Genomic DNA, 21194 nt, shown 5'->3' with positions numbered 1-21194 from the left:
GGCAGGGCTCCTGTCACTCGTGGTTCTTGAGCGCCGAGCAGGCGCCGCATTTGGCGCAGCCGGCATTGATGCGCTCTGAATGCAGCCCGTGGCGGCGCAGGCTCGCGCCGATGCGCGGGTACAGGCGCTGCATGAACGCGCTGTCGGGCTTGGGGTGGTGGGCCAACGGGGTGCCGTCGATCGGCACGAAGGGCACCACGAAGGGGTACACGCCCATGGCCGCGAGGCGCTCGCTCATCTGCGCGATGGCCTCTTCGCTGTCGCCCAGCCCGGCGAGGATGTAGGTGCTGACCTGGCCGTGGCCGAATACCTTGACCGCCGCCTCGAAGGCGCTGAAGTAGCGCGACAGCGGCACCTGCGCCTTGCCCGGCATGATGCGCTGGCGTACGGCGTCGGTGACCGCTTCCAGGTGCATGCCCAGCGACACCACGCCGCTGTCTTTCAGGCGAGTGAACCAGTGGTCGTGGTCCGGCGGTTCGCACTGGGCCTGGATCGGCAGGTCGACGGCGGAGGTCACCGCAGCGGCCGATTCGCACAGGATCGCCGCGCCACGGTCGGGGGTTTGTGGGGTGCCGGTGGTCATCACCATGTGCTTCACGCCATCGAGCTGCACCGCGGCCTTGGCCACCTGGGCCAGTTGCGCCGGGCGCTTGCGGGCGATGGTCTTGCCGGCGGCCAGCGACTGGTTGATTGCGCAGAACTGGCAAGCGGTGGCGGCATCGTTCATGCGGATGCAGTGCTGCAACAGGGTGGTGGCCAGCACGTCCTTGCTGTGCAGGGTGGCGATCTTCCAGAACGGCACGCCGTCGTCGGTGCTCAGGGCGTAGAAGTTCGGTACGCCCGGTATCTGCACCTGGCCCACTTGCAGGCCTTCGCGAAAGATCAGGGCCTGGGCGCCGCTGGCGTCCGGCACGGCGCTGTAGGGCGAGTCCAGCGAGGCGCGGTTGAGCATCGGCACCATCGCGGTACGTTCGCCAAAGGTCAGCGCCTTGTGGTCGGAGGGACCGGCGCCGCCCTTGCGGCTCAGGCCGTCCGAGCCCTGCCAGCGCACGCCGTGGCATTGCAGTTCGGCCAGCAGGTCGCTGGCGATCACTGGGCTATTCATGCTCGGCCACCTCGCGGCGCTCGTGCACGTGCAGGGCCGGGCGGCGGTCGATCAACAGGCTCAGCAGCTCCGGGCGGCTGTAGTGGCCCACCGAGTCCATCATGCGCTTGCGCTTGTCGATCAAGGCCAGGTCCAGGTCGGCGACGATATAGCCTTCGCCTTCGGTCTTGCGCGCCAGTACCTTGCCTTCGGGGCTTACGATGGCGCTGAAGCAGCCACCGGAAATCGGCTCGCGGGCGCAGCCGGTGTCGGCCATGATCTGCGCTTGCTGCTGCTCGTCCAGCCAGGCGGTGGCGTTGACCACGAAGCAGCCGCTTTCCAGGGCGTGATGGCGGATGGTCACTTCCATTTGCTCGGCGAAGATCGGCCCCACCAGCGAGCCTGGGAACATCGCCGCGTGAATCTGTTCGCCATCGGCCATCAGCGCGTAGCGGGCCAGCGGGTTGTAGTGCTCCCAGCAGGCCAGGGCGCCGATGCGGCCCACGGCGCTGTCGCAGGCGCGCAGCCCGGAGCCATCGCCTTGGCCCCAGACCATGCGCTCGTGGTAGGTGGGGGTGATCTTGCGGCGGTGCTGAAGCAAGGTGCCATCGGCATCGAACAGCAGTTGCGCGTTGTAGATCGTGCCGCCATCGCGCTCGTTGACGCCGATGCAGGCGACGATATTGGCCTCGCGGCAGGCTTCGGCGATCTGCCGGGTGGCATCGCTGGGCACGCTCACCGATTCTTCGAGCAGCTTCAGGTGTTGCGCGCCCATGGCGAAGGGCGGCTGCACGAAGGAAAAATAGGGGTAGTAGGGCACCACGGTTTCAGGGAATACCGCGAACTGCACGCCTTCGCGGCCCAGTTCCAGCAATTGGCCGCAAAGTTTGTCGACGGTGGCCTGGCGTGAGTAGAGCACGGGGCTGAACTGAACGGCGGCGGCGCGGATGACGGGCATGGGCTGGGGTCCTTGGGTTGAGGCGGTGGAAGGTGTCGCCGATGCGCGAGGCGCGCATCGGCGTTGGCGGTACGGGTCAGGCGGTCCAGGTGTCGATGATCAGCGCGCCTTCACGGCGCATCAGCAGGCGCAGGTCCATGACATCCAGCGGGTTGATCGGGCGGATGCCTTCGATCAGGGCTTTCTCGGTCTGGCCGTACAGCGCTTGCAGGGCGAAGCGGCAGGCATACACCTCGCCGCCCTCGCTCATGAAGGCCTTGAGCTGGTTGTTCACCGCCAGGTGGCCGGGGAAGGCTTCGGTGCCCAGGGTCGGGAAGCCGCGTTGCACGCCCAGTTGCACGCCTGGCCCGTAGAGCAGCACCTTGGTTTCGAAGCCCTTGCGCAGCAGGCGCTTGGCTTGCAGCAGGTTGACCAGGCCGATGGAGCCTTCGAAGGCGATGGTGTGGAAGGTCAGCAGCGCTTTTTCGCCCGGCTCGGCTTTGACGTCTTCGAAGACTTTCTCTTCGTAATTGACCAAGAAATCGCCGTCTTGGTAGTGGGAAATGTCCACGGTAGGCATATCGTCTTCTCCGGTTTTTATCGCTGTGGTGATCGCCGGTGCGGCGGATCGTTGCGAAGGAGAATTGCGAAGGGCGTGCCAGGCGGTTGCAGGTTTTTTTCAAGAAGGCTAAGTGTCTGATTTTAATGGAAATGCTCAACTGATACGGTTTTTAGACGATTATCTGAGCCTGTTCTGGCGCTACGTAAACGCGTAGAACTACGATTATTCGTAATGGTGACTGCGAGATTTCGTACGATGTCCGAAACCGATTACCTCAGTGGTTGGGCAGACCTGGCCTACGCGTCGCGGCATATGGTGTTCGAGCATTGCGCCGATGCCATCGCCTTGCTCGACCCCTACGCCGACCGCTTCAGCGACCTCAACATCGCCACCTGCAAACTGTTCGGCTACCCGCGTCAGGAGCTGTTGTTGCTGCCGGTGAGCAAGCTGTTCGGGCACCAGTTGGCCGACCTGATCGTGTTCAGCCAGGCGGTGCTGGAAAAGGGCCATGGCTGGAGCGACGAGTTCAGTTGCAACTGCAAGAGCGGCGAGCGTATCGAACTCGAAATCAAAGCCACTGCCTTGCAGGTAAAAGGCCAGACCCAAATCATCCTGGTGCTGCGCGAGCAGAGCCAGCAACGCTACCAGCAGGACCAGGCCGAAACCGAGCGGGCCATGCGCGGCGGGCTGCTGGAGTGGCGCAACATCCTCAACTTGTTCAAGGAAACCGAGCGCGACAACCAACTGCTGCTCAGCGCCGTGGGCGACGGTATCTACAGCATCGACAACCAAGGCCTGGCCACCTTCGTCAACCCTGCCGGCGCACGCATGCTCGGTTGGGAGCCGGCCGACATGATCGGCAAGAACATCCACCGCATTCACCACCACAGCCATGCCGATGGCTCGCACTACCCGGTGGAGGACTGCCCGATCTACCGCGCCGTGCACGATGGCGTGGTGCACGAAGGCCGCCAAGAGGTGTTCTGGCGGCGCGACGGCAGTTGTTTCCCGGTGGAGTTCACCAGCACCCCGGTCATCTCCGACAGCCGCCTGGTGGGCGCGGTGGTGGTGTTTCGCGACATCACCGAGCGGCGCACCACCGAGCTGCAACTGCAAACCGCACTCGAGGAACTCAAGCAGCTCAAGGCGCGGCTGGAGGAACAGAACGCCTACCTCCAGGAAGAAATCCACATCGAGCACAACTACCGCGAGATCGTTGGGCAGAGCGAACCGATCCTCAAGATCATCAAGCAGATCGACGTGGTCGCGCCTACCGATGCCAGCGTGCTGATCCATGGCGAGTCGGGCACCGGCAAGGAGTTGATCGCCCGCGCCATCCACCAGGCCAGTCGACGCAGCAAGCACCCGTTGATCCGGGTGAATTGCGCGGCGATTCCTGCCGAGCTGTTCGAGAGCGAGTTCTTCGGGCATATCCGTGGTGCGTTCACCGGGGCGGTGCGCGACCGTGTCGGGCGCTTCGAGCTGGCCGATGGCGGTACGTTGTTCCTCGACGAGATCGGCGAAATTCCGCTGGATCTGCAAAGCAAGCTGCTGCGCGTGTTGCAGGAAGGGCAGTTCGAACGGGTGGGCGAGGAGCGCACGCGCAAGGTCGATGTGCGTATCGTCGCGGCCACCAATCGCAACTTGCGTGAAGAAGTGCAGGCCAAGCGCTTTCGCGAAGACCTGTACTTCCGCCTGAATGTGTTCCCGATCCAGTCGCCGGCCTTGCGCGAGCGGCCGATGGATATCGCACCCTTGGCCATGCACTTCATCAGCGAGGTGGGCCGGCGCCTGAACCTGCCGGGCAAGCGCCTGCGTACCGTGGACATGGAGCGCCTGCAGCGTTACGCCTGGCCGGGCAATATCCGCGAGTTGCAGAACGTGATCGAGCGGGCGTTGATTACCGCCCAGGGCGATACCCTTGCCATCGACCTGCCCGATGATCTGCCCAGCAGCCGTATGCCGCGTAGCGCGCCGACCGAGGCGACGATCCTGACCGACGAACAGCTGCGGCAATTGGAGCGCGACAACACCCTGGCAGCGTTGCAGGCGTGTGACGGCAAGCTGTTCGGCAAGGATGGCGCGGCGCACTTGTTGGGCATTAAACCAACTACATTGGCGTCGCGACTCAAGCGCCTGGGGTTGAGCATGGAACCGCAAGAGAGATGAAATGGGACTTCAGGATAATAACGGATTCTCGATGGTACGATGTGTTTCCCTAGCCGCTAGAATACAGTGGATCAGTGCACGCAACGGGCGCGGGGCGCGATTGCGATCAGGGTAGTAGAGGGTGAATCCCGACATTTCCGGGCTCCAGTCGGGCAGCAAACGCACCAGCCGACCGGCGGCGATCAACGGCTCTACGTAGCCATTGATCATATACACGATCCCCATACCATCCAGCGCCGCGTGCACCAGTGTGCTAGCGTCGTTGACGACAAGCTGGCCTGTGGGTTCCAGCTCGAGTGTCTCATCACCTTTTGCAAATTGCCACCTATCGACCATGCCGGAGCTTGCGTTCTTGTGCAACTCCTGCCAGGGCGGGCGAGGTAAGTTGGACTGGCCAGGACGTGCGCCGACAGCCTCGGCCCTACAGGAACACCGACTATGTCCATTTTCACCAGATTACCGAAGCGGATTCCCGAGTCGTAGCCGGGTGCCACGATATCCACCAGGGCGTTGTCCGAGGTCAACTCCAGGCGTACGTTCGGATAGTGCTACAGAAAACTGGGTAGCACAGGTTGCAGGACGATCAGTGAGGCCGAGCGTGAAAAGGTGATCCTCAGTGCCCCACTGGGGGCGCTGTTCTCATCGGCTAAGTCGGCCGCCGCTTGGGTCAGTAGATGCAATGCAGGTGCCACGCGCTCAAGGTAGCGTGCGCCGATGTCGGTCAGTGAGACACTGCGTGTGGTGCGGTGGAAGAGAGTGAGTCCCAGACCTCGTTCCAGTTGGCGGATGGATTGGCTCACCGCCGAGGGTGAAATTCCCAGTTGCACGCCGGCCGAGGAGAAACCGCGTTGGTATGCGCTGCAGCCAGGAAGACCATCGAGTTTATCCTGTCGCATACCTGCGGCCTCAGCTTAGGAAGAACACTCTCTTAGCGCGTCTGTTATGAAGTGTTACTTAGTCTCCCCAACGAGCCCCCTACTACCGAAAATATGGGTTTTTACGCAATGTTGGGAGGGGGCTGCACTTTGTCTATCGGGAGATAGGGGGGAGGGTAGGCGATTGTCTTTGGTTCTGAGGTGAACCTAAATCGATCGCCACCCAAAACGGCGCTAGATCTCACAGGCGTTGAAAAATTTCAAAACACAGCCAAAAGTTCAATAGTAGACACCAGTGCGGGCAAGATCCGGTGGTGGTTTCAGTAGATGACTTTTTTGGGAGCAGTGTCTCCGGCAAACTTAGGCTCGTGATGGGCTGCCCCAGGCACTGGCTGGCACAATGTGTCCAGCGACATGTTCGCCAGGGCTGGCAGCAAGTCCTGCGGTAGTGCAGCAGTGTCAGACAATTTGTCTGAAGGGCCGCACCGATGCCCTGGTGAGAGATGGTCAGGAGGTCGGCCCAGATGATCGGGGTCTGTGATGCCTTCGCCAAGGCACGCAGCCTCCGGGCCTAAGTCAGCCCTGGGCAGTCGCAGGCGCTGTCGTGGCGGGTACACGGCGAACGCCGACGGCGAACAGTAGCAGGCCCGAAGCGGTCAATGCAACGCCCGCCCAAGAGGTCGATGGCAGGCCGTAGCCAGCCGCGAGGCTCATGCCGCCCGCCCAGGCGCCCAGGGCGTTCGCCAGGTTCAGCGAGGCCATGTTCATCGCGCCCATCAGCGTGGGTGCGCCCGGCGCCAGGCGCACCAAGCGCACTTGAATGGTGGGAATGGCCATCATCGTGGTCAAACCCACGCCGAACAGCGCGAGCATCAGCACGGCGGGGTGCCGGCCTACCAGGGCCAGCGTCACCAGCACCAGCAGTGCCAGCCCGAAGCCCAGCAGCATGCCTCGGTAGGGGTAGCGATCGGCCAGGCGGCCACCGATGATGTTGCCCAGCGCCATGCCCAGGCCGAACAGTGCCAGGGCTAGCGGGACCTGGTTCGCGGGCAAGCCGGCGCTATCGGTCACCCAAGGCCCGATGAAGGTGTAGACCGCGAAGATGCTCGCCACGGTCAGGGCCGCCACGGCCATCATCATCCACACCTGGACGTGCGCCAAAGCAGCGAACTCACGCATCACTGGGTTGCCACGCAGCGCGCCGCTCTTCGGTGTCCAGGCCCACAGCGCCAGCAGGGCGAGGGCACCGAGGGCTGTCACGCACAGGTAGGTGCTGCGCCAGCCCAGGTGCTGGCCGAGGAATGTCACCAGCGGCGAGCCGACGATCATGGCGATGGTCAGGCCAGAGACCACCAGCGAGAACGCCTTGCCGGCGCGCTCGCCGCCGACGATATGGCTGGCCACCACAGCGCCCGCACCGAAATAGGCGCCCTGTGCCAGGCCGGTGATGAAGCGCGCGGCGATCAGTTGAACGATGTCGCTGGCCTGTGAAGACAGCAGGTTGCCGACCGTGAACAGCACCATCAGGCACAGCAGCAGCGTGCGTCTGTTCAGGCGCGCCGCCATTAGGGTAATGAGTGGGGCGCCGATCACCACGCCCAGTGCATAGGCGGTGATGGCATGGGTCGCTGTGGGTACGTCGATACCCAGTGTCGAGGCGAACAACTGCAGGATGCCCATGCTGGCGAATTCCGAGGTGCCGATGGCGAAACTGCCAAGGGCCAGGGCGAGCAGCGCCAGGTTGCCCTGGCGGCGGGAAGGCTCGGTGTGAAACGACGAGGGCATTGCGCTACTCCTGAACGAAAAGTGGCGCGGCATGACCGCGCCACCCTGGGGTGTCGTGCGAAACGTGCGCCAGGCGATCACTCGCCAGGCGGGAAGTCCGCACCGATCGATACATCGGCCCAGCGGATGATTTCTGCCTGGCGCGCGGCCATGGCTTCCCCGACCTGCTTGAAGCCCACCTGGCCCAACAGCAGGCGGCGGGGCGGGTTGTCGCTGTTGACCACCTGCATGATCGCCGCGGCGGCGCGGACAGGGTCGCCAGGTTGACGACCGTTGCGCTGGGCCAGGGAGGCGCGCATGGCGCCTGCGGTCGGTAGGTAGTCGTCGATGATGTTGTCCACGTGGGCCATCGAGGCGCCGGCCCACAGGGTGCGGAATGGGCCCGGTTCGATGGCGATGACCTTGATGCCCAGCGGCGCGACCTCCTGGTACAGCGCATCCGTCAGGCCTTCCAGGGCATGCTTGCTGGCGTTGTACACGCCTAGGCCTGGGAAGGTGATCAGCCCTCCGGTGGAGGTGATGTTGACGATGTGCCCCGCGCGCCGTCGGCGCATGCTGGGCAGCACCGCGTGGATCATCGCCATGGCGCCGAAGAAGTTCACTTCGAACTGGTGGCGCGCCTGGGCCAGGCTTACCTCCTCGATCGCGCCTTCCACGCCGTAGCCGGCGTTGTTCACCAGCACATCGATGGCGCCGAACGTCTCGGTGACTTCGCCGACTACCCGGGTGATCGCGGCTTCGTCGGTGACATCTAGCAGCACGCCATGGGCCAGCTCGCTGTGCAGCTCATTGAACGCACTGCGCTGGGTTTCGTTGCGCAGCGTACCGACAACCCGGTTGCCGCTGGCCAGCACTTGCAGGGCCAGCTCGCGGCCGAAGCCGCTGCTGACACCGGTGATGAACCACGTCTTGGGAGCGTTTGACATGAGGTGTTCCTCGATTAGGGAAAGTCACTACGGTAGAGGCACGCGATTGTTCTGATAATCCGCTTTGTCGAAGATGCGGTATGAAGCAATGCTTCATGATCGCGCGCCGCTCAGCGGTTCACCGTGCGGGCAGGCTGTGCCCGGACACCTGGTGCGGCACGTAGGGTTGCTCCAGAAGCGCCTTCTCCTGCGCGTCCAGGCTCACCTCCAGGGCCGCGATGGCGTCGCTCAGGTGCTCGGGTCGGGTGGCGCCGATGATCGGGCTGGTGACGCCGGGCTGCTCAAGCAGCCAGGCCAGGGCCACTTGGGCCTGGGGTATGCCGCGCCGCTCGGCGATCTGCCGGGTCTGCTCGACGATCTGCGCGTCGGTTTCCACATACAGCGTCTTGCCGAAGGCATCGGTCTGCGAGCGCTCGGTGCTTTCATTCCAGGGCCGGGCCAACCGACCCCGGGCCAGCGGGCTCCAGGGCATCACCGCGACGCCTTGGTCCCTGCACAGCGGCAGCATCTCGCGCTCTTCCTCGCGGTACAGCAGGTTGAGGTGGTTTTGCATGCTGGCGAAGGGTGTCCAGCCGTTGAGCCGGGCGGTGTAGAGGGCCTTGCTGAACTGCCACGCGGCCATCGACGAGGCGCCGATGTAGCGGGCCTTGCCGGCCTTGACCACGTCGTGCAGGGCCTGCAGCGTTTCCTCGATGGGGGTTCGCTCGTCCCAGCGATGGATCTGGTAGAGGTCGACGTAGTCGGTGCCCAGGCGCCGCAGGCTGTTGTCGATCTCGCCGAGGATGGCCTTGCGCGACAGGCCCCCGCCGTTGGGCCCCGGGCGCATGCGGTTGAAGACCTTGGTGGCGATCACCACCTCCTCGCGCCGGGCGAAGTCGCGCAGGGCCCGGCCGACGATCTCTTCCGAGGTGCCGTCCGAATAGCTGTTGGCCGTGTCGAAGAAGTTGATTCCGGCTTCCAGGGCCTGGCGGATCAAGGCGCGGCTGGGTGCTTCGGCGAGGGTCCAGGCATGGGCGCCACGCTGGGCCTCGCCAAAGCTCATACAGCCAAGGACGAGACGGGAAACGTCAAGGCCGGTCGAACCGAATTTCACGTAGTGCATGGAGTGGGTTCCTGATCGTAGATCGCAAGTGTGTATCGAGTTCAAGGTATTGCTCTTGCACGCGCGCGATAAGGCCGAAATGCGGCAAGCTCTTTGAAGTACGGCTTAAAGATCGGGCTGATCGTGTACTACATCGCCAGGGTCAACCCGCCGTCACTTCCAGCCGCCGCAAGGCATCACGCAAAGCTGCGGGTAGGTGCAGCAATGGCCGACGGTACAAGGGGTCGACGTAAACATGCACGTAGTACCCTAGCGCGCAGGCCTGCTCGTGCCCCTCGATAAAGGCGGCGAACTCATAGCGCACGCTGCTGTTGCCCACGTGCCCTACGCGCAAACCGATTTCCATGGGGCGCGGGAACCCCGCCGGTGCCTGGTACTGGCAATGGCTTTCCACCACCAGGCCGAGCATTTCGACATCCTCGGCGCCCGGTCGCAGCGCGCCGCTGTCGATCAGGTAGGCATTCACCGCGCTGTCGAACAGCGCGTGGTACACGACGTTGTTCAGGTGGCCGTACTGGTCGTTGTCCATCCAGCGTGTCGCCATGCTTTGCAACAGCGCATAGCGGTCGCGGGTCTCGTGGCTGGCGCGCGTGCTCATAGCACCTCCCGGTACAGGGCCTTGGCATCGTCCAGGGTGAGCGGGCGGGGGTTGTTGACCAGCAGGCGCGTTTGCTTCATCGCATCTTCGGCCAGGCGCTCGATATCGCCCGCGCCGATACCGACTTCGCTCAGGCGGGTGGGCAGGCCGAGGGTGCCGGGCAATGCGCCGAGCCAGTCGAGCAGCGCCTGGGCTTGGGCACGTTGGTCGCGCCCGACGCCCGGCAGCACCGCCTGTGCCAGTTGCGCGTAGAGCGGCAGCGCCGCCTCGAGGTTGAAGCGCAGCACCGCGGGCAGCACCAGTGAATTGGACAGCCCGTGCGGCACATGGAACAGCGCGCCGACCGGGTAGGCCAGGGCATGCACGGCGCCCACTGGCGCATTGGCGAACGCCATGCCGGCCAGGGTCGAGCCCAGCAGCATGGCCTGGCGCGCCGGCACGTCGTCACCCTGGTTGCACACGCGCTCCAGGTTGCCGGCCAGGTGGCGCAGCGCCTCCAGCGCCAGGCAGTCGGAGATCGGGTTCTTCAGGCGGGCGCTGGTGAACGCTTCGATGGCGTGCACCATGGCGTCGATGCCCGTCGCGGCGCTGATCGAGCGTGGCAGGCCCAGCGTCAGGTGGGCGTCGAGCAGGGCCTGGTCCGGCAGCAACTGCGGCGCCACCACGCCCTTCTTCTCGCCGTCACCGGTGGTGACGATGGCCACTGGGGTCACTTCCGAGCCAGTGCCGGCCGTGGTGGGAATCAGGATCAGCGGCAGGCGGCTGCCCTGCGCCTGGTTGACGCCATACACCTGTTCCAGCGTCTGCTCACCGGCGGCGAGCAGGGCGCACAGCTTGGCCACATCCATCGGGCTGCCGCCCCCCAGGCCGATCACGCCTTGCAGCTGCAAGGCACGCGCCCGTTGGGTTGCGGCCAGCACGGTCGCCGCGCTGGGGTCGGCTTCGACATCGCAGAACAGCTCCACCCGCACACCTTGGGCGGCCAGGCTCGACAATGCGCCATCAAGTAGGCCCAGCGCATGCAGGCCGGCGTCGGACACCAGCAGCACACGCGTCAACCCGCGCCGGGCGACCAGCTCGCCGAGGCGATCGACGCCGCCGGGTTCGACGAGCAGGGAGGGAACAGTCTGGAAGGTATAGGACATGCCACAGGCTCCATGAATTGAGCGAGGAGGGACCCTTTGCGGGTCGATGGGTCCTGGCAGTATGGTCAGCGCTGCGGATGACAGACATCGAGCAATTCCAACAGGTGGAATATGCTGCCGCCACCGACGCGTGAGGAACCCCCGCCATGACCGCCGCACCCGCCTATGAACGCCACTCACCCAGCAACCGTTCCGTGGAGCGCGCCTTGTTGATCCTGCGCGCCTTTCGCCCCGGGGTGTCGGCCCTTGGCAACGCCGACATCGCCGAGGCCACCGGGCTTGCCCGCTCCACGGTCAGCCGCCTGACCCAGACCCTGGTGGAGTGTGGCTTCCTCGACTACGACTTCGCCCGCAAGGCCTACCGCCTCGGCCCGCCCGTGCTGAGCCTGGCCCACGCCTTGCGCCTGGATTCGCAGGTGCTGCACATCGCCCTGCCGCTGATGCAGGAAATCGCCGAAGGGCACCGCATCAACGTCGGGTTGGCCATGGCCGACCAGACGGACATGGTCTACCTGGAGTCGGTGCGGCGAAACCGCAGTGGCTTGTTCCGCCACGTCACCAGCGGTTCGCGCGTGCCCATCGAGCTGACGTCGCTGGGCCGCGCCTACCTGTCCACCCTGCCGGCGGCCGAGCGGCGCGCCTTGCTGGCCGAACTCAGCCGCCGCCACCCCAGCAACTGGAAGGCGGTCAAGCAGGAAATCGACGAAGCCTTGGCCATGCTGGCCCGCGAGGGCTTCTGCATTGCCGCCTGGCAAGTCGGCATCACCTCGATCGCGGTGCCGCTGCGCCTGGCCAACGGGCCCACCTTCGTGTTCAACATCAGTTTCGCCAGCCAGGACTACACCCGGCCCGAGTTGGAGAAGCGTTTGGTGCCGCTGCTGCGCACGCTGCTGGCACGCGTCACCGAGGCGCTGGCGCGGCTCGTCGTGGAGGACTGAGTTCCACTAGATGGAATTGGCCGGTCGCCGTTGTTCGAGACCATTCTCATAATCGGCTCACAAGGCAGCCCCTCCGTCCCGGGGCTGCGACAAGAAGAGCCATTGGAGAACCCATATGAGTACTGCAGCAACGGCCCGCACCCCTACCGGCGCGCTCGAAGGCCTTCGGGTCATCGACCTCTCCCGTGTCCTGGGAGGGCCCCTGGCGGGGCAGATCCTGGCCGACCATGGCGCCGACGTCATCAAGGTGGAGCCCCCGCTGGGCGACGAGACCCGTGAATGGGGGCCGCCCTTCCAGGGCGATGCCTCGGCCTACTTCCTCAACGTCAACCGCAACAAGCGCGCCCTGGCCCTCGACCTGGCCTGCGACGAGGGGCGCGACGTGCTGCTGCGGTTGCTGGAGGGGGCCGACGTGCTCATTGACAACTTCAAGCCCGGCACCCTGGAGAAATGGGGCCTGGGTTACGACGTGCTGGCCAAGCGTTTCGAAGGGCTGATCCACGCCACCGTCACCGGCTTCGGCGTCGATGGCCCCTTCGGTGGCTACCCAGGGTACGACCTGATGGCGCAGGCCTGGGCCGGGCTGGTGTCGGTCAACGGTTCTGCCGCCAGCGGGCCGCTGCGGGTGGGCATGCCGGTGATCGACATGGCGACCGGGGCGAATGCGGTGATCGGCATTCTCCTGGCCCTGCATGAGCGCCACCGTTCCGGCAAGGGCCAGCATATCGACCTGACCCTCTACGACACCGGCATCAGCCTGTTGCACCCGCATGCGCCGAACTGGTTCATGTCCGGCAAGGTGCCGGGCCTGAGCGGCAACGAACACCCGAGCATCTCGCCCTACAGCCTGTTCGCCACGCGTGGCCAGCCGGTGCTGATCACGGTGGGCAACGACAACCAGTTCCGCCGCCTGTGCCATGTGCTGGGTTTGCCGGAGATGGCCGAGGACGAACGCTTCGCCAGCAACGCCCTGCGCATCGTCAACCGCCGCGCCTTGACCGAGGCCATGGAGCGCCAGTTGCTCAACTACGAAGGCGAGGAAATCGCCCGCAAGCTGATGGATGCCGGGATCGGCGCCGGCGCCGTGCAGCGCGTGGACCAGGCCCTGAGCCATCCGCATACCCTGCATCGGCAGATGGTGGTGGAGCTGGGGGACTACCGTGGCACGGGCATCCCGGTGAAGCTCTCGCGCACGCCGGGGCAGGTGCGCAGTGCGCCCCCTGAGTATGCGCAGCACGCCGAGCAGATCCTCAGCGAAGCCGGTTTCTCGGCTGAGCAGATCCAGGCGTTGCAGGACCAGCAGGTGGTGCTGCGGGAGCGCAAGCGCCATGGCCGTTGAGCATCCGCAGGGCACGCCGGACGAAACGGTGCTCTACCACCTCGAGGCAGGGGTGGCGCTGATCACCTTGAACCGCCCCGAGCGCCGCAATGCGCTGACCGCCGACATGGATGCCCGCCTGCGTGAATACGTGCGCCAGGCGGACGCCGACCCGCGCTGCAAGGTGATCGGCATCACCGGCGCGGGGCAGGGGTTCTGCTCCGGCGCCGACCTGTCCGGCCCGCCGCCAGCGGCGCAGGCGCTGCCGTATGCCCTGCAACCGCAGCGCCTGGCCGATTTTCGCTTCGGCTACTTGATCGAGGCCGGCAAGCCCGTGGTGGCGCTGCTCAATGGCGCGGCGGTCGGCGTGGGCCTGGTGCTGGCCAGCTTCTGCGACATCCGCCTGGCCACGCCTGAGGCCAAGCTCGGCTTCACCTACAGCCGTGTCGGGTTGGTGGCCGAGTACGGGATCGCCGGGTGGCTGCCGCACCTGGTCGGTGCCGGCGCCGCGCGCGAGTTGTTGCTCAGCGGGCGGCTCTTCGCGGCCAGCGAAGGGCAGCGCCTGGGGCTGATCGACCAGCTGTACGAGGCCGATGACTTTCACCCGCAGGCTCAGCGATACCTGCGCGACCTCGCCGAGCAGTGCTCACCGCGCTCATTGCGGGTGATCAAGCGCCAGTGCTGGCAAGCGTTGCAGCACGACCTGCTGAGCACCATCGTCGACAGCGACCAGGCCTTGCAGGCCGCGCGCCGCAGCGCCGATCACCAGGAGGGCCTGGCGGCCTTCCGCGAAAAGCGCGCGCCGCGTTTTCCAGGAAGCGAATCATGAGTGAGTTCATCCAGTTCGAGCAGCAGGGCGGCGTGGCCATCCTGACCCTCGATGCCCCCGATACACGCAACGCCCTGAGCGGGCCCGAGCAGTTCGAAGCCCTGGAGCGGGCCTGTCGGCGGATCCAGGTCGACCGTTCGATCCGCGTGGCGATCCTGACCGGCGCCGGCAAGGCCTTCTGCGCCGGTGGCGATGTGAAGCTGATGCTGCAGCGTGTGCGCGAACGCACCGAGCAAGCCATCGAGGAGCGCTACCGCTACCAGGAGGGTATCCACCGCATGGTGCTGGCCCTGCACAACCTGGAGGTGCCGACCATCGCCGCCGTCAATGGCGCGGCCATTGGCGCGGGCCTGGACCTCGCCTGCCTGTGCGACCTCCGGGTGTGCAGCGAGCGCGCGGTGTTCGCCGAGAGCTTCGTCAAGGTCGGGATCATCCCCGGCGACGGCGGCGCCTGGCTGCTGCAGCGCATCATCGGTCAGGCCCGCGCGGCGGAAATGACCTTTACCGGGGACACCATCGATGCCCAGACGGCGCTGGCCTACGGCCTGGTGTCGAAGGTGGTGCCGGGCGAACAGCTGCGCGACGAGGCCCTGGCCTTGGCCGCGCGGGTCGCCGCCAACCCGCCCCATGCACTGCGCATGGCCAAGCGCCTGATGCGCGAGTCGGCGCATTCACGCCTGGAGTCGATCCTGGAGATGTCCGCCGCCTACCAGGCCCTGGCCCACGCCACCGATGATCACCGCGCGTGCGTCGAGCACATCGTCAAGCGCATTGGCTGAGAGGGGAGAGCTGTCATGAGTATCAACTTCAGCGTGCGCGACGGGGTCGCCTGCATCGCGCTGGACCACCCGCCGCTCAACACCCTGGGCGGGGCGCTGCGCCAAGCCTTGATGGCGGCGCTGGCGCGTGCCGAGGGCGACCCCGCGGTGCGCGGCATCGTCTTGCACGGGGCCACTTCACGGGCGTTTTCCGCCGGCGCAGACATCACTGAATTCGACGGCGCGCAGGTGTCGCCCGGGCTGGGCGAATTGATCCAGCGCATCGAGGGTTCGCGCCTGCCGGTGCTGGCGGCCATCGAGGGCCATGCCCTGGGCGGCGGCCTGGAGCTGGCGTTGGGCTGCCACCTGCGGGTGGTCGGCGAGGGCGCCAGCCTCGGCCTGCCGGAGATCAAGCTCGGCCTGATCCCCGGCGCGGGCGGCACGCAGCGCCTGCCGCGGCTGGTCGGCATGGCCACGGCCCATGAGTTGATCATCAGTGGCCGCAGCCTGGGCGCTGCTGAGGCCGTGCGCCTCGGCTTGGCCGAGGCCTGTTTGCCGGCGCCGCTGGTCGAGAACGCGCTGGCTTGGCTGCAAGACTACCTGGCCCAGGGCCACCGAACACTGCCGATGGCCGAGCGTGAAGTGGCCGAGCAGGCCCTGGGCGACCCGCTGGGCACGCATGCCGGGCCGGCCCTGGCGGCGGCGCGCCAGTGCGTCGAGGCCAGCGCCCGGTTGCCGTTGGCCGAGGGCTTGGCCGAGGAGCAAGCCGCCTTCGCCGCGCTTGTGCGAACGCCGGAGTCGGCGGCCCTGCGCCACGCCTTTTTCGCCGAACGCCAGGCCGCGGCCGCTGTTTCCGCCGCCGCGCCCCGCGAACTGCGCCGGGCCGCAGTGATCGGTGCCGGCACCATGGGCAGCGGCATCGCCATCTGCCTGCTCGATGCCGGCCTTGAAGTGCGCTTGCTGGATGTGCGCGAGGCGGCGGTGCAAGGCGGCATGGACACGATCACCGAGCATTACCGGCGCCAGCAGGCCAAGGGCCGTCTGTCGGCCGACCAGGTGCAGGCCCGGCTGCACAGCCTATGGCCGACCACCGACTATGCCGACCTGGCCGATTGCGACCTGCTGATCGAAGCGGTGTTCGAGCGCCTGGATATCAAACAGGCGGTGTTCGAACAGCTCGACCGCGTGGCCCGGCCGGGGGCCGTGCTGGCCAGCAACACCTCGACGCTGGACATCGACCGTATCGCCGCGTTCACCCAACGCCCTGGCGACGTTCTGGGCCTGCATTTCTTCAGCCCGGCGCCGGTCATGCGCCTGCTGGAAATCGTCCGTGGCCGGGCCACCAGCGACGCCGTGCTGCGCAGCGCCCAGGTGCTGGCGCGCAGGATGGGCAAGGTCGGGGTGGTAGCGGGGGTGTGCGACGGTTTCATCGGCAACCGCATGTGGCACCAGTACTTGCGCCAGGCTTCGCAACTGGTCGCCGAAGGCGCCACGCCGCAGCAGGTCGACCAGGCCATGCAGGCCTGGGGCTTCGCCATGGGGCCGTTCCGCGTGGCGGACCTGGCAGGCCTGGACGTGGGCCTGATGATCCGCCAGCGCTGGCGCGACGACTACCCTGACCAACCCTGGGCCGGCTGGCTCGATGCGGTCAGCGCCAGCGGGCGGGTGGGGCTCAAGGGTGGGGCCGGCATCTACCGCTACCAGGGCCGTGAGGCGCTGGTGGATGAGGAAATCCAGGCGCTGATCGTCGCCTGGCGCCATGAGCAGGGGCTGGTGCCCCAGGCCTTCGACGACCAGGCCATCGTGCGGCGCTGCGTGCAGGCCTTGATCGTCGAGGGAGCCCGCCTGCTGCAAGCGGGCATCGCCCGCCGGGCCAGTGACGTGGACGCCGTGTTCATCAATGGCTACGGCTTCCCGCGTTGGCGTGGCGGCCCGCTGTTCCAGGCCGACCAGTGGAGGCTCGACAGCGTGGTCGCGGGCTTGCGGGCCTATGCCGGGCACGCCGAGCCCGGTTTCTGGGCGCCGCCGCCGTTGCTGGTCGAGCTGGCCGCGAGCGGGCGCCCGCTGGGGCAATGGGTGAAGCAAGAGGAGCAGCCGCAATGAATGACGTCGTGATCCTGTCGACCGCGCGTACGCCGATCGGCAAAGCCTACCGTGGCTCGCTGAACGCCACCCATGCGGCGAGCCTGGGTGGCCATGCGGTGCGCCATGCCGTGTCGCGCGCCGGTGTGGCGCCGGATGAAATCGAAGACGTGTTGATGGGCTGCGGCCGCCCCGAAGGCAGCGCCGGCGAGAACATCGCCCGGCAGGTCGCGCTGCGCGCCGGGCTGCCCGTCACCACCGCCGGGCTGACGCTCAACCGCCTGTGCGCCTCGGGGCTGCAAAGCATCGCCCTGGCGGCCCAGCGCATCGCCACGGGTGAATGCGCGACCCTGGTGGCAGGCGGGCTGGACAGCCTGTCCTGCGTGCAGAACGAGCACATGAACCACTACATGGCCGAGGACCCCTGGTTGAAGGCGCACAAGCCTTCGATCTTCCTCAGCATGATCGAGACCGCCGAGGTGGTGGCGCGCCGTTATGGCATCAGCCGCGAGCGCCAGGACCTGTTCGCGGCGCTCAGCCAGCAGCGCGCCGTCGCGGCCCAGGCCGCTGGCCGCTTTGCCGAAGAGCGCGTGCCGATGCAGGTCGAGCGCCTCGTGCTGGACAACGCCACCGGTGAACGCAGCCTGCAATCGCACCTGCTCGACATCGACGAGGGCCTGCGCGCCGGCACCACGGCCGAGCGCCTGGCCGGCCTGGCGCCGGTCATCGAAGGGGGCGTGGTCACCGCGGGCAATGCCAGCCAGTTGTCCGACGGCGCCAGTGCCTGCGTGCTGATGGACGCGCGCCTGGCCGAGCGCCGCAACCTGGCGCCGCTGGGCATCGTGCGCGGCTTCGCCGTGGTGGGCTGCGAGCCCGACGAGATGGGGATCGGCCCGGTGTTCGCCGTGCCCAAGCTGCTGCGCCGCCACGGGCTGACGGTGGCCGACATCGACCTGTGGGAAATCAACGAAGCCTTCGCGGTCCAGGCGTTGTATTGCCTGGAGCGCCTGGGCATCGACGAAACGCGTGTGAACGTCAATGGAGGGGCCATCGCGCTCGGACACCCCTATGGCATGTCGGGGGCGCGTCTGGCCGGTCATGCGTTGCTGGAGGGTCGACGGCGTGGCGCACGCTTCGTCGTGGTGACCCTGTGCATTGGTGGGGGCATGGGGGCGGCGGGCCTGTTCGAAGTGGCCTGACCCTCTCTCCCGATTCAGAATAACAACAACGAGAACCTGCAAATGACGACTACCTCCACTCAACTGCTGGAAGACCCGTCCATGGTGGCAAGCGCGAGCCATTCCCCCCGCCACACCCGTCGCGTGGTGATCGCGGGTGCGATCGGCACCGTCATCGAGTATTTCGATTTCAGTGTGTACGCCTTCCTCGCGACCATCCTAGCGGTGGTGTTCTTCCCGGCCCAGGACCCCACCGCCGGGTTGCTCTACACGCTGGGCGTGTTTGGCGTAGCGTTCGTCGCCCGCCCCCTGGGCGGCATCCTCATCGGCCACATCAGCGACCGCTACGGGCGCAAGCCGGCGCTGGCCACCGCGGTGATCGGCATGGCCTTCGCCAGCACCCTGATCGGCCTGTTGCCCGGCTACCTGCAGATCGGCATCGCCGCGCCCATCCTGCTGTTCCTGCTGCGCTGCGTGCAGGGCATCTCGGCCGGGGGCGAGCTGGGCAGCGCGGGGGCCTACGTGGCCGAAGTGTCACCCGACCACCGACGCGGCTTTCTCACCAGCACCACCCAGGTGGGCACCATGATCGGCACCATGCTCGGTTCGCTCAGCGTCGCCTTGCTGCATGCGACCCTGAGCCACGAGGACATCCTCGCCTGGGGTTGGCGCATCCCGTTCCTAGTCTCGCTGCCGATGGGCGTGCTGGCCCTGTGGGTGCGCCACAGCATGGAGGAGTCGCAGCAGTTCGAGCAGCTCGAAGAGCGCGGCGCGATCGCCCGGGTGCCGGCGCTGGCGGCGCTGCGCAGCCACCCCGGCGCGGTGTTCAAGGTATTCGGCCTGACGCTGGTGTCGTTCGCCTCCTACTACCTGGTGTTCACCTACCTGGCGACCTACTTCGAGAAGCAAGGGATCATGCCGCCTGGTATCGCCGCTTGGTCGACCACCTTGACCCTGGCACTGGCGGCTGTCGCCGTGCCCGTCTGGGGGGGGATTACCGACCGCATCGGGCGGCGCCCACTGCTGATCGGTGTCTGCGTGGCCAACCTGCTGCTGGCCTACCCGCTGTTCCTGCTGATGCAGACCTCCGTGGCCGGGGCGGTGGTCGGCCAGGTGCTGCTGGGGCAGATCGAGGCGGCCTACCTGGGGGTGATCCTCGCCGCCTATTGCGAGATGTTCCCCGCTCGCGTGCGCTCCAGCGGCCTGAGTCTGGGCTACAACCTGTCGGCCATCGCCGCCGGCGGCAGCGCGCCCTACCTGGCCACCTTGCTGATCTCCATCACCGGCAACCCGTTGGCGCCGTCGTGGATCCTCATCTGCACGGCGTTGCTGTCGCTGCTGGTGGCGTGCACGGTGCGCGAAACCGCCAACCGGCCGATGCCCACCCTATGAACCGCGTATCCGAGAGAACCGTTATGAGCACGTCGAACTACCCGCAACCCTTGCAATTCATCGATGGCCAATGGCGTGAAGGTCGTGCGGACAGTTGGGAGTCGGTGCTCGACCCCGCTACCGAGCAGCCGCTGGCACGCCTGCGCCATGCCTCGCCCGGCGACATCGACGAGGCGCTGGTCGCCGCCGGCCGCAGCGCCGCGGCTTGGCGCGAGGCTGGCGCCGACAGCCGCTACCGTATCCTGCGCCGGGGCGCCGAAGCGTTACGTGCCGAGGCCGATCGTGCGGCCGCCTGGCTCAGCCTGGAGCAGGGCAAGCCCTTGGCCGAGGCCCGCGCGGAGCTGGGCGTCAGCGCCGACATCCTCGACTGGTATGCGGAGGAGGGGCGCCGTGCATACGGGCGCATCGTGCCCGGCGCCAGTGGCACCCGCTTGATGGTGCTGCAGGAGCCGATCGGCCCGGTCGCCGCCTTCACGCCGTGGAATTTTCCTGCCACCACCGTCGCGCGCAAGCTGGGCGGCGCCTTGGCGGCCGGCTGCAGCGTGGTGCTCAAGGCCGCCGAGGAGACCCCGGCCAGCGCCATGCTGGTGTTCCAGTGCCTGGAGCGCGCCGGGCTGCCGGCCGGGGTCGCCAACCTGGTGCTGGGCGTTCCCGCACAGGTGTCCACGCAGTTGTTGCAGAGCCCGGTGATCCGCAAGGTGTCGCTGACTGGCTCGCTGGCGGTGGGGCGCCTGCTCGGTCACCTGGCCGTGGACAACGATCTGGTCACCACAATGGAGCTGGGCGGCAACGCACCGGTGATCGTCGGCCCCGACGTGGACATCGAGGCGGTGGCGAAGCTGTGCGCCCAGGCCAAGTTCCGCAACGCCGGGCAGGTATGTAACGTGCCCAGCCGCTTCTACGTGCACGAGGCGGTGTGCGCGGCCTTCGTCGCGGCCGTGACGCGCTTTGCCGAGCAGCTGCGCGTGGGCCCTGGCATCGAGCCTGGCAGTGAGATGGGGCCTCTGGCCAATGGGCGCCGGCTGGAGGTGATGCAACGACTGGTCGACGACGCCGTGGCGCGCGGCGCACGCCTGCACTGCGGCGGCCAGCGCATCGCCCGCGATGGGTATTTCTACGCGCCCACGGTGCTGTCACAGGTGCCAGCCGATGCGCGGGTAATGGTCGAGGAAGCATTCGGGCCGATCGTGCCGATCGCCGCGTTCAGCGATCTGGACGCGGTGCTGCGCCTGGCCAACGAAACGCCCTATGGGCTCGGCTCGTTCGTCTTCACCGAGTCGCTGGACTGGGCCACCCGCGTGGGCGATGCCCTGGAGGCAGGCATGGTCGGCATAAACACCACGGTGCTCTCGCGCACCGAAACGCCGTTCGGCGGCATCAAGGGCTCTGGCCATGGCCACGAGTCCGGCGTCGAGGGCCTGGAGGCGTACCTGCGCCGCAAAGTGATCTTGCAGCACCTGCCGGTGCGCGGCTGAACCACCCCACAGTACAGCGTGACGACCCGCAGGGTCGCCAC

At 66.7% G+C, this 21194-nt stretch carries 19 protein-coding genes; 9 read left to right on the top strand and 10 right to left on the bottom strand.

The window, feature by feature from the left end; genetic code table 11:
• Positions 1 to 13: 13 nt before the first annotated feature.
• From ACTYOL_RS16530 to ACTYOL_RS16520, 3 genes are all read right to left on the bottom strand, one after another.
• On the bottom strand, positions 14 to 1105 hold the full coding sequence (locus ACTYOL_RS16530) for an MSMEG_0568 family radical SAM protein (protein ID WP_444756666.1): 1092 nt from the start codon (positions 1103 to 1105) through the stop codon (positions 14 to 16).
• Positions 1098 to 2042, bottom strand: a complete 945-nt coding sequence (locus ACTYOL_RS16525) for a Nit6803 family nitrilase (protein WP_444756665.1) — start codon at positions 2040 to 2042, stop codon at positions 1098 to 1100. Before ACTYOL_RS16525 ends, ACTYOL_RS16530 begins: the two co-directional genes overlap by 8 nt.
• 76 nt (positions 2043 to 2118) lie before the next feature.
• Entirely contained in the window at positions 2119 to 2601 is a 483-nt protein-coding gene (locus ACTYOL_RS16520) for an MSMEG_0572/Sll0783 family nitrogen starvation response protein (protein ID WP_427664799.1), read from the bottom strand.
• A gap of 237 nt (positions 2602 to 2838) precedes the next feature.
• Here ACTYOL_RS16520 and ACTYOL_RS16515 point away from each other — a divergent pair, with 237 nt between their 5' ends.
• Positions 2839 to 4752 carry a sigma 54-interacting transcriptional regulator gene (locus tag ACTYOL_RS16515; protein ID WP_444756664.1) on the top strand — a complete coding sequence of 638 codons (1914 nt, stop codon included), beginning with the start codon at positions 2839 to 2841 and terminating at the stop codon, positions 4750 to 4752.
• A 9-nt stretch (positions 4753 to 4761) separates the two neighbouring features.
• On the opposite strand, the gene ACTYOL_RS16510 is transcribed toward ACTYOL_RS16515, so the two are convergent.
• From ACTYOL_RS16510 to ACTYOL_RS16480, 7 genes are all read right to left on the bottom strand, one after another.
• Positions 4762 to 5112, bottom strand: coding sequence for a LysR substrate-binding domain-containing protein (locus tag ACTYOL_RS16510; protein WP_444756663.1), 351 nt, complete (start codon positions 5110 to 5112; stop codon positions 4762 to 4764).
• A 188-nt stretch (positions 5113 to 5300) separates the two neighbouring features.
• Positions 5301 to 5648: a LysR family transcriptional regulator gene (locus ACTYOL_RS16505; protein WP_444756662.1), complete on the bottom strand. Its 348-nt coding sequence runs from the start codon at positions 5646 to 5648 to the stop codon at positions 5301 to 5303.
• A 555-nt stretch (positions 5649 to 6203) separates the two neighbouring features.
• Positions 6204 to 7412, bottom strand: coding sequence for an MFS transporter (locus ACTYOL_RS16500; RefSeq protein WP_444756661.1), 1209 nt, complete (start codon positions 7410 to 7412; stop codon positions 6204 to 6206).
• A gap of 77 nt (positions 7413 to 7489) precedes the next feature.
• On the bottom strand, positions 7490 to 8338 hold the full coding sequence (locus tag ACTYOL_RS16495) for an oxidoreductase (protein ID WP_444756660.1): 849 nt from the start codon (positions 8336 to 8338) through the stop codon (positions 7490 to 7492).
• 118 nt (positions 8339 to 8456) lie between these two features.
• On the bottom strand, positions 8457 to 9440 hold the full coding sequence (locus tag ACTYOL_RS16490; RefSeq protein ID WP_444756659.1) for an aldo/keto reductase: 984 nt from the start codon (positions 9438 to 9440) through the stop codon (positions 8457 to 8459).
• 142 nt (positions 9441 to 9582) lie between these two features.
• Positions 9583 to 10038 (bottom strand): acyl-CoA thioesterase, encoded by a 456-nt coding sequence (locus ACTYOL_RS16485; RefSeq protein ID WP_444756658.1) that lies wholly within the window; start codon positions 10036 to 10038, stop codon positions 9583 to 9585.
• Positions 10035 to 11183 (bottom strand): iron-containing alcohol dehydrogenase, encoded by a 1149-nt coding sequence (locus ACTYOL_RS16480; RefSeq protein ID WP_444756657.1) that lies wholly within the window; start codon positions 11181 to 11183, stop codon positions 10035 to 10037. The genes ACTYOL_RS16485 and ACTYOL_RS16480 overlap by 4 nt, the downstream gene beginning before the upstream one ends.
• A 146-nt stretch (positions 11184 to 11329) precedes the next feature.
• Here ACTYOL_RS16480 and ACTYOL_RS16475 point away from each other — a divergent pair, with 146 nt between their 5' ends.
• From ACTYOL_RS16475 to ACTYOL_RS16440, 8 genes are all read left to right on the top strand, one after another.
• Positions 11330 to 12121, top strand: coding sequence for an IclR family transcriptional regulator (locus tag ACTYOL_RS16475; protein ID WP_444756656.1), 792 nt, complete (start codon positions 11330 to 11332; stop codon positions 12119 to 12121).
• Between the two features lie 115 nt (positions 12122 to 12236).
• Positions 12237 to 13460, top strand: a complete 1224-nt coding sequence (locus ACTYOL_RS16470) for a CaiB/BaiF CoA transferase family protein (protein ID WP_444756655.1) — start codon at positions 12237 to 12239, stop codon at positions 13458 to 13460.
• Positions 13450 to 14268 (top strand): enoyl-CoA hydratase-related protein, encoded by an 819-nt coding sequence (locus ACTYOL_RS16465; RefSeq protein WP_444756654.1) that lies wholly within the window; start codon positions 13450 to 13452, stop codon positions 14266 to 14268. The genes ACTYOL_RS16470 and ACTYOL_RS16465 overlap by 11 nt, the downstream gene beginning before the upstream one ends.
• Complete coding sequence (locus tag ACTYOL_RS16460) at positions 14265 to 15047, top strand: crotonase/enoyl-CoA hydratase family protein (protein WP_444756653.1); 783 nt, start codon at positions 14265 to 14267, stop codon at positions 15045 to 15047. The genes ACTYOL_RS16465 and ACTYOL_RS16460 overlap by 4 nt, the downstream gene beginning before the upstream one ends.
• A 15-nt stretch (positions 15048 to 15062) precedes the next feature.
• Complete coding sequence (locus tag ACTYOL_RS16455; protein ID WP_444756652.1) at positions 15063 to 17129, top strand: 3-hydroxyacyl-CoA dehydrogenase NAD-binding domain-containing protein; 2067 nt, start codon at positions 15063 to 15065, stop codon at positions 17127 to 17129.
• A complete protein-coding gene (locus ACTYOL_RS16450; RefSeq protein WP_444756651.1) occupies positions 17126 to 18307 on the top strand; it encodes an acetyl-CoA C-acyltransferase in 1182 nt (393 codons plus the stop codon). Before ACTYOL_RS16455 ends, ACTYOL_RS16450 begins: the two co-directional genes overlap by 4 nt.
• Before the next feature lie 42 nt (positions 18308 to 18349).
• Entirely contained in the window at positions 18350 to 19678 is a 1329-nt protein-coding gene (locus ACTYOL_RS16445; protein WP_444756650.1) for an MFS transporter, read from the top strand.
• Positions 19679 to 19701: 23 nt separating this feature from the next.
• On the top strand, positions 19702 to 21153 hold the full coding sequence (locus ACTYOL_RS16440) for an NAD-dependent succinate-semialdehyde dehydrogenase (RefSeq protein ID WP_444756649.1): 1452 nt from the start codon (positions 19702 to 19704) through the stop codon (positions 21151 to 21153).
• Positions 21154 to 21194: the final 41 nt, after the last annotated feature.

Source organism: Pseudomonas sp. A014 (genome assembly GCF_052378495.1).
Lineage (GTDB): Bacteria > Pseudomonadota > Gammaproteobacteria > Pseudomonadales > Pseudomonadaceae > Aquipseudomonas > Aquipseudomonas machongensis.
Note: the sequence above shows the minus strand (reverse complement) of the source record. Positions and strands in the feature narration are given on the sequence as shown.